The 15,295-nt window shown below is 73.1% G+C and carries 13 protein-coding genes; 9 read left to right on the top strand and 4 right to left on the bottom strand.

All coding sequences use genetic code 11. The features are described 5' to 3' along the window. The first annotated feature begins 68 nt into the window (after positions 1-68). The 4 genes from ABUL08_RS02925 to ABUL08_RS02940 all read left to right on the top strand — a co-directional run bounded on the left by ABUL08_RS02925 (position 69) and on the right by ABUL08_RS02940 (position 3,595). Positions 69-584: a MarR family winged helix-turn-helix transcriptional regulator gene (locus tag ABUL08_RS02925; protein WP_350934243.1), complete on the top strand. Its 516-nt coding sequence runs from the start codon at positions 69-71 to the stop codon at positions 582-584. A gap of 295 nt (positions 585-879) precedes the next feature. Then, positions 880-1,704, top strand: coding sequence for a hypothetical protein (locus ABUL08_RS02930; protein WP_350934245.1), 825 nt, complete (start codon positions 880-882; stop codon positions 1,702-1,704). Between the two features lie 62 nt (positions 1,705-1,766). Next, a complete protein-coding gene (locus ABUL08_RS02935) occupies positions 1,767-2,342 on the top strand; it encodes an ArsR/SmtB family transcription factor (protein ID WP_350934247.1) in 576 nt (191 codons plus the stop codon). Further along, on the top strand, positions 2,339-3,595 hold the full coding sequence (locus tag ABUL08_RS02940) for an MFS transporter (protein ID WP_350934248.1): 1,257 nt from the start codon (positions 2,339-2,341) through the stop codon (positions 3,593-3,595). Before ABUL08_RS02935 ends, ABUL08_RS02940 begins: the two co-directional genes overlap by 4 nt. 69 nt (positions 3,596-3,664) lie before the next feature. Here the strand turns inward: ABUL08_RS02940 and ABUL08_RS02945 are convergent, their stop codons facing one another. Further along, positions 3,665-3,868, bottom strand: a complete 204-nt coding sequence (locus ABUL08_RS02945) for a cold-shock protein (RefSeq protein WP_007072071.1) — start codon at positions 3,866-3,868, stop codon at positions 3,665-3,667. Positions 3,869-4,052: 184 nt separating this feature from the next. Between ABUL08_RS02945 and ABUL08_RS02950 the strand changes: the two genes are divergently transcribed. Beyond that, positions 4,053-4,727 carry a class I SAM-dependent methyltransferase gene (locus ABUL08_RS02950; protein WP_350934250.1) on the top strand — a complete coding sequence of 225 codons (675 nt, stop codon included), beginning with the start codon at positions 4,053-4,055 and terminating at the stop codon, positions 4,725-4,727. A gap of 99 nt (positions 4,728-4,826) precedes the next feature. Further along, positions 4,827-5,438, top strand: a complete 612-nt coding sequence (locus ABUL08_RS02955) for a DedA family protein (RefSeq protein WP_350934252.1) — start codon at positions 4,827-4,829, stop codon at positions 5,436-5,438. A 78-nt stretch (positions 5,439-5,516) separates the two neighbouring features. Here ABUL08_RS02955 and ABUL08_RS02960 read toward each other — a convergent pair whose 3' ends face one another. Beyond that, positions 5,517-6,170 (bottom strand): MBL fold metallo-hydrolase, encoded by a 654-nt coding sequence (locus ABUL08_RS02960; protein ID WP_350934253.1) that lies wholly within the window; start codon positions 6,168-6,170, stop codon positions 5,517-5,519. Positions 6,171-6,177: 7 nt separating this feature from the next. Further along, complete coding sequence (locus tag ABUL08_RS02965; protein WP_350934255.1) at positions 6,178-6,894, bottom strand: maleylpyruvate isomerase family mycothiol-dependent enzyme; 717 nt, start codon at positions 6,892-6,894, stop codon at positions 6,178-6,180. A gap of 184 nt (positions 6,895-7,078) precedes the next feature. On the opposite strand from ABUL08_RS02965, the gene rsgA reads away from it, so the two are divergent. The 3 genes from rsgA (at position 7,079) to ABUL08_RS02980 (ending at position 11,953) form a co-directional block, all read left to right on the top strand. Then, positions 7,079-8,131, top strand: coding sequence for a ribosome small subunit-dependent GTPase A (gene rsgA / locus ABUL08_RS02970; protein ID WP_350934257.1), 1,053 nt, complete (start codon positions 7,079-7,081; stop codon positions 8,129-8,131). Positions 8,132-8,353: 222 nt separating this feature from the next. Further along, a complete protein-coding gene (gene uvrA, locus ABUL08_RS02975) occupies positions 8,354-11,299 on the top strand; it encodes an excinuclease ABC subunit UvrA (protein WP_350934259.1) in 2,946 nt (981 codons plus the stop codon). A gap of 165 nt (positions 11,300-11,464) precedes the next feature. Then, complete coding sequence (locus tag ABUL08_RS02980; protein ID WP_350934261.1) at positions 11,465-11,953, top strand: Rieske (2Fe-2S) protein; 489 nt, start codon at positions 11,465-11,467, stop codon at positions 11,951-11,953. A gap of 45 nt (positions 11,954-11,998) precedes the next feature. On the opposite strand, the gene ABUL08_RS02985 is transcribed toward ABUL08_RS02980, so the two are convergent. After that, positions 11,999-15,226 carry a penicillin acylase family protein gene (locus ABUL08_RS02985; protein ID WP_350934263.1) on the bottom strand — a complete coding sequence of 1,076 codons (3,228 nt, stop codon included), beginning with the start codon at positions 15,224-15,226 and terminating at the stop codon, positions 11,999-12,001. Between the last annotated feature and the right edge of the window lie 69 nt (positions 15,227-15,295).

Genomic DNA, 15,295 nt, shown 5'->3' on the forward strand with positions numbered 1-15,295 from the left:
CCGGGTCGTTCTATGCTGCTGAACGGCCTGTTGACAGGGGGGATCGACGAGACGTGGCAGCGCACGGCATGTATCGGCGACGGGACGACCGGCGCGGGCAGATCATCGCGGACATCGCCAATGACCTGCGCCGCTACTCCGTCGACGCGCAGCACGTCGGGCACGCCTTCGCCGGCCTGCACGGGCTGAACGCCACCGACCTGCACGCGCTGATCGCGGTGATGGACGCCGAGCTGGCCGGCGACCCGATCACGCCCGGCCGGCTCGGGGAGCAGCTCAACCTCTCCTCCGGCTCGGTCACCGCCCTGATCGACCGGTTGGAGCGCGGCGGGCACATCCGGCGCGACCGGGACACCGCCGACCGGCGCAAGGTCTTCCTGCACTACGCCGACCGGGGCGCCGCCCTGGCGATGGAGTTCTTCCGGCCGCTCGGCGCCCGGACCGACCGGGTGATGGACCGCTTCAGCGACGAGGAGCTGGAAGTGGTGCACCGCTTCATGGCCGAGATCAGCGCCTCGGTACGCGAGCACCGGGATGCCGTCCGCGCCGCCCGCCCGGAGGCGCCCCGCCGGGCGGCGGACTGACCGGAGCGGTCGTGCACTGTCGACTGTCCCGCTCGGACGCCTCGACGTAACGCTGGGTTCACGTTTCCCACGGGCATCCGGCCGCCCCGACCAGCTGGTGCCAGGGTGGCGTCCACAGTCGCCCGCAGTTCCAGATAGTGCGTCTGACCTGGGCATACATTCGATCCCCCAGATATCCTCTGGTCAACTGCTCGACGTCGCGCACCACTTCACCCGGCTCAACCCGATCGCCCTGTCGCCTACAGGGTGTGACTGTCGTGCCCGTTTCCCGATCCAACCCCGGAGGGGGGACCCGATGACGCGGGCTCCTGCCAACCTGTTGGCCGTACGCAGTCTGCTGCTCACCTATCTCAACGTGGACCCGAACACCGAACGCAGCCAGGATCTTGAGCCGGCCGAGGTCGGCATCGTCGGCGACCCCGACCACCGTGGTGGTTACCACTGCGGTTCCGACCGGGTGGTGCCCAACGACTACTCCGTGGTCGAGTCCCTCCGGGACTCCAGCGGGCTGACCCTCGACGCCGCCGCCCTCGACGTGGGGATGTTCGAGGTCCGGGTCAACGGGGTGACCCACAACCTGTTCACCTTCTCGAGCTGGTGCGTCGCCCAGTGCGTCGCGGACACGCCCGACAGTCGGGACCTCAGATCGATCATCTACTCACCCGACGGCCGGACGGTGAAGCGGTGGGACCGACTGAACAGGCGGAGCACCGGCGACGACAGTCACCTGTGGCACACCCACTTCAGCTTCTTCCGCGACTCGATCAAGGCGGGCCGGGACCAGACCCCGCTGTTCCGCCGCTACCTGACCACCATCGGACTCATGGAGGACACCATGCCGCTCACCGAGGCTGACATGCCGATCATCCGCGCCGCCCTGCACAGCACCGAGATCGGTCGGACGGGGGTGACCTTCGGGCAGGTGATGGACCTGATGCGGGGGGTCCCCGGCCAGATCGCCACCTTGCAGAGTCTGATCAACACGAAGGACTTCGTCGACGAGCAGGCGATCGTCTCCGGGATCCTCGCCACCCTCACCCCGCAGGCCATCGCCGCGGCCATCCCGCCGACGATCGCCAAGCAGGTGGCCGACGAACTCGCCGCCCGCCTCGTCGCCTGACCGGCAACACTTATTGCGCAACGGCTCTTGTCCATCTCTCGGATGGGTGAGACGGTGTCGGTGTGACCGATCGCTCCGTACGACAGATCACCGACTCCCGGGTCCTGGCGGCACTGGCCCACCCGCTGCGCTGGCGGTTGATGGACCTCCTCAACGTGGACGGTCCGTCAACCGTCGGCATGCTCGCCGAACGCACCGGCCAGGCACCCGCGAACGTGAGCCACCACATGAAGGTCCTGGCCGGCTGCGATCTCGTGGCCGAGGCCCCGGACCGGGCCCGTGACCGGCGGGAACGCTGGTGGCAACTGGTCGACCGGTCGCTGCGCTGGTCGACCGCCGACTTCGCCGCCGACCCCGCGGCCCACGCCGTCGCCGACGCCGCCACCTCGCTGCACCTCGACCGGCACACCACCCAGGTCCGTGCCTGGTACGCCGCCGGCGAGGCCGCGCACAGGGCCTGGGAGGACGGCCCCTTCGTCGCGAACCGGTGGCTGCGCCTCACCCCCGAGGAACTCGCCGAACTGGGGCGCGAGGTCGTCGATCTGCTGGCCCGCTGGGCGGACCGGCCGACGCCCGACGACGGCCGCGATCGCGAGCCCGTCCTCGTCTTCGCCTACGGCGTGCCGGGACAGCCGTGACCAGTGCCCCGGCGACCGTGCCGGCCGGGCTCCGGGGGCACCGGGACTTCCGGCTGCTCTGGACCGGTCAGGCGGTCAGCGCCGTCGGCAGCAACGTGACCGCGGTGGCCCTGCCGCTGGTCGCGGTCGCCGTCCTCGACGCCGGCACCTTCGCGGTGGCCGTCCTCACCGCCGCCGCCTGGCTGCCCTGGCTGCTGGTCGGCCTGCCGGTCGGCGCCTGGGTCGACCGGCTGCCCCACCGACCGGTCATGATCATCTGCGATCTGGTGTCGCTGTTGCTCTTCCTGAGCATCCCGGTGGCCGCCGTCGCCGGCCTGCTCACCGTGGGCCAGCTGCTGGCGGTCGCGCTCGGCGGTGGACTCGCCCGGGTCTTCTTCGAGACCGCCGACCAGGCCTACCTGCCCACCCTGCTCCGGCCCGAGCAGGTGCCGGCGGGCAACGCCCGGATCCAGGCCACCCAGACGGCCAGCTACGTGGTCGGGCCCGGTCTCGCCGGGGTGATCGCCCAGGCGGCCGGTGCCGTCACGGCGCTGCTGGTCGACGCGGTGAGCTTTCTCATCTCGGCGGTCTGCCTGTGGCGGATCCGCGCGGTCGAGCCGGCGCGTCCGCCGGCCCGGACCGGGGCGTCACTGCGACAGGAGATCGCCGTCGGCGTGCGGTTCGTCGCCCGCGACCCGTACCTGCGGGTGTTGGCGGTCTTCGGGGCGGCCAGCAACATCGGGCTGGTGGGCTACCAGGCCGTCCTCGTGGTGTTCCTGGTCCGGACGGTCGGCCTCCCGCCCGGCCAGGTCGGTGTCCTGATCGGACTGACCAGCCTCGGGGGCGTCCTCGGCGCGACCATCGCCACCGCCGTCGCCCGCCGGGTCGGCACCGCCCGGGCACTGCTGCTCGCCGGGGCGGGCACCGGACCGCCGGCGCTGCTCGTCCCGCTCACCGGCGCGGGCCCCCGGGTGGCCTGGCTGCTGCTCGGCGGGGTCGTGGTCAGCCTGGCGGTCGCGGTGGGCAACGTGGTCAAGGGCAGCTTCCGTCAGACGTACACACCGCCGGCGCTGCTCGGCCGGGTGACGGTGAGCATGCACCTGCTCAACTACGGCACCATTCCGCTGGGCGCGGTGGCTGCCGGCGCCATCGGCGGCGCCTGGGGTCCGGGACGGGCGATCTGGATGCTGACCGGCTGGCTGGCGGTGACCCCGCTCATCCTGCTGCTCGGTCCGCTGCGCCGCCGCCGTGAGCTGCCGCTGCGACCGGCCTGATCTGCCCGGAAACTGCCCCGGACGCGCTGCGGCGGCGGTCGGGAACCGACCGCCGCCACCGGCACGGAGCTACATCGGGCGGACGTTGTCCGCCTGCGGCCCCTTCTGCCCCTGGGTCACCTCGAACTCGACCTTCTGGCCTTCGTTGAGTTCCCGGTAGCCGCTCGTCGCGATGGCCGAGTAGTGGACGAACACGTCCGGGCCTCCGCCGTCCTGCTCGATGAAGCCGAAGCCCTTTTCCGAGTTGAACCACTTGACCGTGCCGGTTGCCATGCAATCTCTCCCTGTTCAATGCGGGTGAACACCGACCGTGCGGTCGGTGATCGCCCATTACCTCCCCGACAGTAGCCCCCCGGAGGCGGATTTGCTGCCGGAAGTGCCGTCGTAGTTCCATCGAATCCTCTCGGCGGGCCGGAAAGTGGCACCCCGGGCGGCGGGACAGGGCATGCTTGCCTCGATGAGAAGCCCCGCGGCGCTGGCCGAACTGGAACGTGAGATCGCCGCGCCCGGCGCCGGGCTGGACCGGCTCCGGTTGACCGAGACGCCCTTCGTGCCCGAGGTCCGGCTGCACCTCGCCGAGGACGCGATCGTCTGGTGGGCCCGGATGGAGGCCGACGCCGGTCACACCCTGCCGCCGCCGTACTGGGCGTCGGCCTGGCCGGGTGGGCAGGCGCTCGCCCGGCACCTGCTCGACCACCCCGGGCTGACCGCCGGTCGGCGGGTGCTGGACCTCGCCGCCGGTTCCGGTCTGGTGGCGATCGCCGCCGCGCTCGCCGGGGCCGAGCGGGTGGTCGCCAATGACATCGACCCGTACGCGGTGGCCGCCGTCACGGTGAACGCCCGGGCCAACCGGGTCGCCGTCGACGTCACCGCCGGTGACCTGCTCGACTCCCGCGTACAGGCCGACCTGCTGCTCGCCGGGGACGTCCTCTACAGCCCGGAGATGGTCGCGCGGGTGCTGCCGTTCCTGCGCCGGGCCGCCGCCGACGGCGTCGAGGTGCTCATCGGTGACCCGGGCCGGGGCCACGTGCCGGCCGAGGGAATGGAGGTGGTGGCGAGCTACCCGGTGCCCACCACCGAGCCCTTCGTCGAGTCGCCGGTCCGCCGGGTCCAGGTGCTGCGGCCGCACTGACCGTCGCCCGGCTCGGGGTCGACCCCGAGCCCGGGATCAGGGCGCGGTGGGGGATCCGACCCGATGTCCGCGGCCGCCCGCCGGCCATAGCGTACGGGCATGACGGAACTGCTGGCCCAGGTCGGGGAACTGCCCACCACCGCACTGATGGGGCTGCTCGGCGTGGTCATGCTCGCCGACGCCGTACCCCTGGTCGGGGTGCTGGTGCCCGGCGACGCGGCGGTGCTCGCCGCGGTCGGCGCGGGACGCCCGGCCACCGGGCCGGCGACCGTGCTGGCGGTGGTGGCCGGCTGCCTGGCCGGCTGGTCGCTGAGCTTCCTCGCCGGCCGGCGCTGGGGCGACCAGCTGCGGGTCAGCCGGGTGGGCGGCTGGATCGGCGAGTCCCGGTGGGCCGCGGCCGAGGCGGTCCTGCGCCGCGGCGGCGGGCGGATGGTGCTGGTCGCGCCCTTCCTGCCGGTGCTCAACGCGGTGCTGCCGCTGGCCGCGGGCGGGCTGCGGATGTCGTACCGGAGGTTCCTCGGCTGCGCGGCCGTCGGCGCGACGGCCTGGGCGGGGCTCTATGTGGCGCTCGGCACGGCGGCCCGGGCGGTGGCCGCGCTGCTGCCCGGCGCGCCCAGTCCGACCGTGCTCACCATGCTGGTCGGCCTGGTGCTCGCCGTCCCGGTGCTGCTCGCCGCCCGGCACCGGCTCCGGGCGGCGGGTGCGGCCTGACCTGGCGGGAACCGCCCGGGGGACACGGGGCCCGGCGGGCGGGTGGCCGGTGCGACGAGGGTCGCACCGGCCGGGCGGTCACCAGCCGCGGGCGCGCCACTGCGGCAGGGACGGCCGCTCCGCGCCGAGCGTGCTGTCGCGGCCGTGACCGGGATAAAACCAGGTCTCGTCCGGCAGCGTGGCGAAGAGCTTCCGCTCCACGTCGTCGATGAGCTGGCCGAAGCGCTCCGGGTCCTTGTCGGTGTTGCCGACCCCGCCCGGGAAGAGACTGTCGCCGGTGAACAGGTGCGGCGTCCCGGCCGGGTCGCGGTAGAGCAGCGCGACGGAGCCCGGGGTGTGCCCCTTGATGTGGATCACTTCGAGGGCGCAGTCGCCGACCGGGACGGTGTCGCCCTCGGCGAGCGGGTCCGCCTCGATCGGCAGCCCGTCCGCGTCGTCGGTGTGCACCAGCGCCCGGGCGCCGGTCTTGGCGACGACCTCCTCCAGCGCGACCCAGTGGTCCATGTGCCGGTGGGTGGTGACCACCGCGGCGAGCCCGCCGTCGCCGACCAGTTCGAGCAGCCGGGGGGCCTCGTTGGCCGCGTCGATCAGCACCTGCTCGCCGGTCTCCCGGCAGCGCAGCAGATAGGCGTTGTTGTCCATCGGGCCCACCGACAGCTTGGTGATGGTGAGCCGGTCGAGTTCGCGTACGGCCGGCGCACCGCCGGGCGTGACGTCTCCGGTGTAGGTCATGCGTCCTCTATATCCACTCGGGAGGGGTCGGCAGGGTGCCGTCGGGGGTGACCGTGAGCGCCTCGCCCGCGCTGCGGCCGATCAGCCAGGCGGCCAGCTCGGCGGCGGGCCCGGCGACCGTGGGCGCGTCCGTCGGGTCGCCGACGACCAGCTCGTGGGCGCTGCCGTCGAAGCGCAGCAGCATGGCCGGCGCGTCGGCGCGGTCGGCCAGGCCGCCGGCCACCTCGTGCAGCAGCCGCTGGGCGAACGCCTCGGACCAGTCGCCCGGCCGGTAGCCGGCGGCCAGGTCCACGTGGTGCACCTCGACCTCGCGCAGCCGGCCCCAGACCAGCGAGGCGGCCGGCCACGGGCCACGCCGGGTCTCGACGGTGGCCGCCCAGGCCGCCACCGGCATCGCGGCCACCGCCTCGGTGAACCGCTCCGCGCTGCGGCGCAGGTCGGACAGGAGCGCGGCGGGCGGTCGGGCGGCGCCCGCCTCGATGTCGGTGGCCCGGGTGGCGGCGCTGGCGTACATCGGGATCGACTCACCGGTGCGGGCCGAGGTGAGCAGGTTGACGAAGGCGTCGGCGTTGCGGGCGAGGTGGGTCAGCACGTGCCCCCGGGTCCAGCCCGGCAGCAGGGAGTCGGCGGCGACGTCCGCGGCGTCGAAGGCGCCCACGACGTGCAGCAGGCGGGCGGTGGCGTCGTCCAGGTCGCCGGTCAGCAACAGGGGATCGCTGGTCACCCGTCGACCCTAGCGGTCGGACGGCGTACGCGTCGTCGGGGAAATCGCTTTCGGCGCGTCGCCGGTCCACCTACCGTCGGCACTCGGACGAACGCGGCACCGGAAGTCGGAACGGAGGTGGTGGCCATGCCGGGATCAGCACGCGTGCGCCGCCCGCCACCCCCTCCACCCCGATGAGGATGCCATGACCATCGACCTGACCGCCCTCGGCTGGGACGCCGGGTGGGCGGCACACGTACGACGACGCAGCGACCACCGGCCGGGCCGGGTGACCCGGGTCGACCGGGGGGTCTGCACCGTGCTCCGCGCCGACGGACCGGTCCGCGCCAGCCTCGGCGGTGGTGTGCTGGCCGCCGCCGCCCGGGACCTGACCGCCCTGCCCAGCGTGGGCGACTGGGTGCTCGTCGGCAGCTGGCCCGACGGGCGGGCGACCATCGAGTCGGTGCTGCCCCGGCGCACCGCGCTGATCCGCCGCACCGCCGGCAAGGACGCCGTCGGGCAGGTCCTCGCCGCCAACCTGGACAGCGTCGCGATCGTCGAGGCGGTGCACCCGGAGCCGGACGTCGCCCGGATCGAGCGGGCGCTCTCCCTGGTGCACTCCTCGGGCGCCCGAGCGCTGATCGTGCTCACCAAGGCCGACCTGGCACCGCACCCGGAGGCGATCGCCCGGCAGCTCGCCGCCGTCGCCCCCGGGGTGCCGGTGCTGCCGGTGAGCGCGGAACGCGGCACGGGGCTCGACGTGCTCCGGCCCGAGGTCGCGCCCGGGCGCACGCTCGGCCTGCTCGGCCCGTCCGGCGCCGGCAAGTCGACCCTGGTGAACGCCCTGGCCGGCGCGGTGGTGATGCCCACCCAGGCGGTCCGCCGGGTGGACGGCAAGGGCCGGCACACCACCACCTGGCGCTCGCTGGTCGCGGTGCCCGGCGGCGGCGCGGTGGTGGACACCCCGGGCGTACGGGCGGTCGGTCTGCTGGACGGCGTGACCGGCCTGGACCGTGCCTTCGCCGACATCGTCGAGCTGGCCGCCGGCTGCCGGTACGCGGACTGCGGGCACGACGGCGAGCCGGCCTGTGCGGTGCGGGCGGCCCTGGAGACCGGCGAGCTGCCGGTGCGCCGCTGGGAGAACTGGCGGCGGCTGCAGCGGGAGGTGGCCTTCGAGACCCGCCGCCGGGAGGCCCGGCCGACCGGCGAGCGGCGGGGCGGTCGGCGCGGGGGCCGGCGGCGCGAGGTGCGGCCCTGAGGGGGCGCGGGTGACCGGTCGGGCGGGGCGTGACGCGTCTCGCCCGACCGGGTTGAACTGGGGGAATGTGTGGGCGCGGGAAGTTGTCGTACCTCGGGGCTAGAGTTGCCGGGGCGTTCTTCCTGCGTCCCTGACCGCTTGCAGATCGCCTCCTGAACCGCCCGGAAGCACCCCGGAGCGGACAGAGTCACCTCATCTTCTTCACCCGGGAGTACACGGACCGTGGCCGACCGACTCATCATCCGTGGCGCGCGCGAGCACAACCTCCGTGACGTCAGTCTCGACCTGCCCCGGGACGCCCTGATCGTCTTCACCGGGCTCTCCGGATCGGGCAAGTCGAGCCTGGCCTTCGACACGATCTTCGCCGAGGGGCAGCGCCGCTACGTCGAGTCGCTCTCGTCGTACGCCCGGCAGTTCCTCGGCCAGATGGACAAGCCCGACGTCGACTTCATCGAGGGGCTGAGTCCCGCCGTCTCCATCGACCAGAAGTCGACCTCGCGCAACCCGCGCTCCACCGTCGGCACCATCACCGAGGTCTACGACTACCTGCGCCTGCTCTTCGCCCGGATCGGCGAGCCGCACTGCCCGGTCTGCGGCGAGCGGATCTCCAAGCAGAGCCCGCAGCAGATCGTCGACCGGGTGCTCGCCATGACCGAGGGGACGAAGTTCATGGTGCTCGCCCCGGTCGTGCGCGGCCGCAAGGGGGAGTACGTCGACCTCTTCGCCGAGCTCCAGTCCAAGGGCTACGCCCGGGCCCGGGTCGACGGCGTGGTGCACCCGCTGACCGAGCCGCCCAAGCTCAAGAAGCAGGAGAAGCACACCATCGAGGTGGTCATCGACCGGCTCACCGTGAAGCCGAGCGCCAAGCAGCGGCTGACCGACTCGGTGGAGGCCGCGCTCGGTCTCTCCGGCGGTCTCGTCCTGCTCGACTTCGTCGACCTGGCCGAGGACGACCCGGAGCGGGAGCGTCGCTACTCCGAGCACCTGGCCTGCCCCAACGACCACCCCCTGGCGATCGAGGACCTGGAGCCCCGGGTCTTCTCCTTCAACGCGCCCTACGGCGCCTGCCCGGAGTGCACCGGCCTGGGCACCAAGAAGGAGGTCGACCCGGAGCTGGTCGTCCCCGACCCGGAGCGCACCCTGCGCGAGGGTGCCATCCAGCCCTGGGCCACCGGCCACAACCTCGAATACTTCCTCCGCCTGCTGGAGGCGCTCGGCGAGAGCCAGCACTTCGACGTCGACACGCCCTGGCGGGCGCTGCCGTCGCGGGCGCAGAAGACGATCCTGCACGGCTCCGACGACCAGGTGCACGTCCGTTACCGCAACAAGTACGGCCGCGAGCGCTCCTACTACACCGGCTTCGAGGGCGTGGTGCAGTGGATCGAGCGCCGGCACACCGACACCGAGTCCGACTGGTCGCGCGACAAGTACGAGGGCTACATGCGGGACGTGCCCTGCGCGGCCTGCGGCGGCACCCGGCTCAAGCCGGAGGTGCTCGCGGTCACCCTGGCCGGCCGGAGCATCGCCGAGGTCTGCAACCTGTCGGTGGGGGAGGCGGCCGACCTGCTCGCCGGCATCGAGCTGACCGACCGGCAGAAGATGATCGCCGAGCGGGTGCTCAAGGAGATCAACGCCCGGCTGAAGTTCCTGCTCGACGTCGGTCTGGACTACCTCTCCCTGGACCGCCCGGCCGGCACCCTCTCCGGCGGCGAGGCGCAGCGCATCCGGCTCGCCACCCAGATCGGCTCCGGCCTGGTCGGGGTGCTCTACGTGCTGGACGAGCCGTCGATCGGCCTGCACCAGCGGGACAACCACCGGCTCATCGAGACGCTGATCCGGCTGCGGGGGCTGGGCAACACGCTGATCGTGGTGGAGCACGACGAGGACACCATCCGGGTCGCCGACTGGATCGTCGACATCGGCCCGGGCGCCGGTGAGCACGGCGGCCGGATCGTGCACAGCGGCTCGGTGCCCGCTCTGCTGGAGAACGACGAGTCGGTGACCGGGGCGTACCTGTCCGGGCGGCGGTCGATCCCGACGCCGTCGGCGCGCCGGCCGCAGACCCCCGACCGGGAGCTGGTGGTGCACGGGGCGCGGGAGCACAACCTGCGCAACCTGACCGTCTCCTTCCCGCTCGGCCAGCTGATCGCGGTCACCGGGGTCAGCGGTTCGGGCAAGTCGACGCTGGTCAACGACATCCTGCACGCGGTGCTCGCCAACCAGATCAACGGCGCCCGGCTGGTCCCCGGCCGGCACACGCGGGTCACCGGCCTGGAGCACGTGGACAAGGTCGTGGGCGTCGACCAGTCGCCGATCGGCCGGACGCCCCGGTCGAACCCGGCCACCTACACCGGCGTCTGGGACCACGTCCGCCGGCTCTTCGCCGAGACCACCGAGGCCAAGGTCCGGGGGTACGGTCCGGGCCGGTTCTCGTTCAACGTCAAGGGTGGCCGCTGCGAGGCGTGCTCCGGCGACGGCACCATCAAGATCGAGATGAACTTCCTGCCGGACGTCTACGTCCCCTGCGAGGTCTGCAAGGGCGCCCGCTACAACCGGGAGACCCTGGAGGTGCACTACAAGGGTCGGACCGTCTCGGACGTGCTGGAGATGCCGATCGAGGAGGCGGCCGAGTTCTTCTCCGCCATCCCGGCCATCCACCGGCACCTCAAGACGCTGAACGACGTGGGCCTGGGCTACGTCCGGCTCGGCCAGCCCGCGCCGACGCTCTCCGGCGGCGAGGCGCAGCGGGTCAAGCTCGCCTCCGAGCTGCAGAAGCGCTCCACCGGGCGGACGGTCTACGTGCTCGACGAGCCCACCACCGGCCTGCACTTCGAGGACATCCGCAAGCTGCTGATGGTCCTGGAAGGGCTGGTCGACAAGGGCAACACGGTGATCACCATCGAGCACAACCTCGACGTGATCAAGACCGCCGACTGGGTCATCGACATGGGTCCCGAGGGCGGTCACCGGGGCGGCACCGTGCTCGCCACCGGCACCCCGGAGGAGGTCGCCGAGGTGGCCGAGAGCCACACCGGTCAGTTCCTGCGCCAGGTGCTCAAGCTCGACGGCGAGGCGAAGGGCGCCCGGGCGGCCACCACCCGGGCCGCCAAGGCCAACGGCGGCGCGACCAGGTCGCGGGCCCGCAAGGCCGTGGCCGCCGCGCGCTGAGCGACGGTACGACGCACGCGGAACGGGCGGACCGGAAATTCGGTTCGCCCGTTCGCATTACGCGCTCCGTGACGCGCCGGTGTGAACCGTGCGGCACAGTGGTGCGTGTCCACAGTCGTGGCCGCGGATCACGAGGGGCGGCGGCAGCCGAGAGGAAGGTCGGAGATGAGTGACGATCAGCAGCTGACCGGGCCGGGGAGTCAGACGCGCCGCGCCCTGCTGGCGGGCGCCGGTGCGGTCGGGGCGGCGGTCGTGCTGGCCGCCTGCGGCAGCGACGACGACTCCGGCGCGGGGACCTCCGCGCCGACCAGTGGCGGCCCGGGCGCGAGCAGCGCCGGTGACCCCGCCGGCGGCGGCCGGGACAGCTCGGCGCCGCTGGCCCGTACCACCGACATCCCGGTCGGCGGCGGCGCGGTCTACGCCAGCAGGGGTGTGGTGATCACCCAGCCGGAGCCGGGGCAGTTCAAGGGCTTCGACCCGATCTGCACCCACCAGCGCTGCCCGGTGTCGAACGTCGACGGCGGCACCATCAACTGCACCTGCCACAACAGCCGGTTCTCCATCACCGACGGCTCGGTCAAGGCCGGCCCCGCCCCGCGCCCGCTCGCCCCGAAGAACATCAAGGTCGAGGGCGACCAGATCTCCCTCGCCTGACCCGTCCCGGCCGGCGCGGGGTGTCCCGCGCCGGCTGGGGGCCGGTCACTGCGCGTAGACGGCCAGCTCCCAGAGGGAGAAGCCGTAGGAGGTGGCCCGGGTCAGGCCGTGCATCCGGACGTACCGGGCGGTGGTCGCCGGGAAGGCCGCCACGTCGGTGCCGCCGTCGCCCGCCGTGGTCGACCAGACCGGCCGCCAGGTCGTCCCGTCCGTCGACAGCTCGATCCGGTACGACCGCGCGTACGCCGCCTCCCAGGCCAGCGCCACCCGGCCGACCGGGCGGGCCGACCCGAGGTCCACGGTGAGCCACTGGTCGTCGGACCAGGCGCTGCCCCAGCGGGTGCCCAGGTCGCCGTCGACCGCCTTGCCGGGGCCGAGCAGGAACTGGCTGCTGGACGCGGTCACCGGCCGACCGGCGGCGAGGTTGGACAGGTCGTCGCCGCGCTTCGCCGGGAACGAGACGACCTGCTGGTAGGTGGGCCGGTTCTGCCAGGCGATGGTGGCGTGTTTGATGCCGCCCAGCGGCGACTGGACGATCGCGTCGGCGCACCACTGGTCGCCGGCGGCGCAGGAGGCGTCACCGGGATAGACCTCGCCCGCCGGGGTGGCCGCCGCGCTGCGCAGGGTGTCCAACAGGATCTGCCGGCAGCCGGCCAGGTCGCCGCCGCCGCAGTAGGGGCGGCCCAGCCCGCCCCGGACCGGGTCGCCGAGCACCGTACGCAGGTCCTTGTCGACCCAGCCCCACCAGCCGTACTGGAACGACGAGCCCTTGTGGGCCTGGGACTCGTTCGCCGAGCCGGGCAGGTCGGACCCGTCGCCCTGCTGGTGGCCGGAGGGGGACTCGTTGATCTGGAGGGCGTTGACCAGCGACTGGTAGAGGCCGGCGCCGAGCGGGGCGGCGAACATCCCCCGGACCAGCAGCGGCCACCAGGCGTCGAAGGTGCGGATCGCGTCGGCGTGCTGATAGACCTTCGACCCCTTGGCGGTCTCCACCCGCAGCGCGCCGGCCTGCCGCCACGCCTTGAGGCGGCTGATCTCGGTGGCCAGGGCGGGATCGGTGACCGGCTGGCTCTCCAGCACCCGGATCAGCTCGTCGAGCACCTCGGCGCCGCGCAGGTCGGTCAGGCCGGCCTGCTCCACCAGTGAGGTCAGCGAGGCCCGGTCGAAGGTCCGCCCGGCCGCCAGGGCCGCCTGCACCGGCCGGTCCAGCAGGTCCGCCCGCTGTACCGCGCCGAAGCTGAAGTTGCCGTCCGCCGCGCCGAAGTCCGCGGCCTGCTTGTTGTTCCAGCTGACGTAGTAGTCCTGGTCGACCGAGTGCGGGTGCGCCGCGAGCGGGGCGTACGCGGCCGTGTTGGTGGTCGGGTCGTAGCCCTGCCACTCGTACGCCGGCTCGGCCCGCATCGGCAGGTTCGGATCGGACCCGGCGGCGCGCACCGGGTTACGCCCGGAGTTGAAGTAGGCCGCCTGGGTGGAGTTGACGTAGAACCAGTTGAACGCGTAGTCGACGCTGTTCGCGGCGGCGAAGAAGGCCTCCGCCGAGCCCATCTGGCCGGGGTCGTTGAAGAGCTGGAAGCCGATCGCCGAGTCGGCCTCGTGCCGGTACGTCGAGCGGAGCTGGGTGAACGCGTGCGGCCGGCCGCCCACCGTGCCCCGCCACGCCACCAGCCCCAGCTTCGTCCGCCAGGCCACCAGCTGGTACGACCCGGCCGGGGTGCTGTCGGCGACGGTGGGACTCCACCGGTTGACGTGCGCGAGCCGCTCCATCGGCAGGCAGGCGCCCCGGTAGAGGTAGTGGTCGGCGGCGAGGGTCGGCGCGCTCCCGTCGGTGGTGCAGAGCGGCAGCGCGTACGTGTCGGTGATGTCGTGGACCGACGAGGTGGCGCTCCATGCGTAGTCCTGACCCCGGCCGAGCAGCACATAGAGGTTGAGCCCGGCGAACGCGGCACCCCGGGCGCTGATCCCCGGTCCCTGCAGCTCCTGCACCATGAGCAGCTGCGGGGAGAAGTAGCCGGTCTGCGGCCCGAACACGGCGACCGGGTGGCCGGTGGCCGAGTGCGCGGCGCTGACCAGGACCGCGTTGGACATGCCCCGGTGCTGCGGGGAGATGGTCAGTCCGGACAGCGCGGCGGCCAGCTCGGAGGAGCCGGTGGCGGCGGTGCTGCCGGCCGAGCCGGTCGGGTCGGTGACCACCGGTTCGGGTCGGGTCGAGCCGGCGTCCGGAAGCACCACGCCGGCCGCGTCGGCCGGCGCGTCGCCGTACGGGAAGCGCTGCCCGTCGTGCAGGGTGAGCACCGCCTCGGGGTCGTTGCGGCCCCGGAACGCGGTCCACACCTTGTCGCCCTCGACCGTGCCGTAGCGGGCGCGGGCGGCGATCCGGACCAGCGCGGACTGCATCTCGTTGCCGCCGCCCCCACCGAAGAGCCCGCCGACCACCCCGGCGATGGCGATCAGGTCGGTGAGCTGGAACGGCTCCGGGCCGCCGGCGTTGGTGACCGCGTCGAGGTGCCCGGTGAGCACGTACTCGCCGGGGCAGTTGCGGTTCGCCATGCAGACGCCGATGTAGGCGTTGATGCCGGCGATGTACTCCTGCACGTCGGCGTAGAGCTGCTCGCCACGCGGTCCCTTGGCGCGCAGCCCCTCGACCTGGGCCCGCAGGTCGTCCTCGGTGTAGGGCGAGCTGCGCCAGACGCTCTGCTCCAGCGCCCGGTTGCCGGGGGCCCCGCCGGCGAACGAGGTGAGCGTGCCGCGGCCGACGTGCCGGAGCAGGTCCATGGTGAAGAGCCGGTCCTCGGCGCCGGCGTATCCGGCGCCGTACATGGTGCCGCCGCGGGTGGTGCCGGTGACGTGCGGCACTCCGGTCGCCCGGTCCCGCACGATGCGGACGTCGGCGCGGGGGGAGTAGTCCCGCTCGACCTGGGTGGGCGGTACGCCGAAGGACGCGTCGGCGAAGAACGTGCCGATCTGCTCGGGGCGCAGCCCGGCGTACCCGTAGACCAGGTCGGCGTAGCGGCCGAGCTGGTCGGCGGAGTGCCGGGGCAGGGTGCCGAGGGTCTGGTTGCCGAGGATGTCGACGAGCGTGGCGTTGCCGTTCTGGCCGGGCGGCAGGATGTCGCCGCACTCGCCGAGGCAGTGGTCGCCGGGGGCGAAGAGGCCGGTGGTGGGGGTGGCGGCCGTGGCCGGCGGGGTCGGGGACGCGACCAGGCCGGCGGCCACGAGGAGGCCGGTGGTGAGGCCGGCGAGGAGCCTGCGGGGGGTGGTGGGGGGACGGTGCATGTGATCCTCCGCGGGGGATGGGGATCATTACACGAAGAACATTCGGATACCGGATGGTAACGTCGATCG

The sequence above is a fragment of the Micromonospora sp. CCTCC AA 2012012 genome (assembly GCF_040499845.1).
Classification (GTDB): Bacteria; Actinomycetota; Actinomycetes; order Mycobacteriales; family Micromonosporaceae; genus Micromonospora; species Micromonospora mangrovi.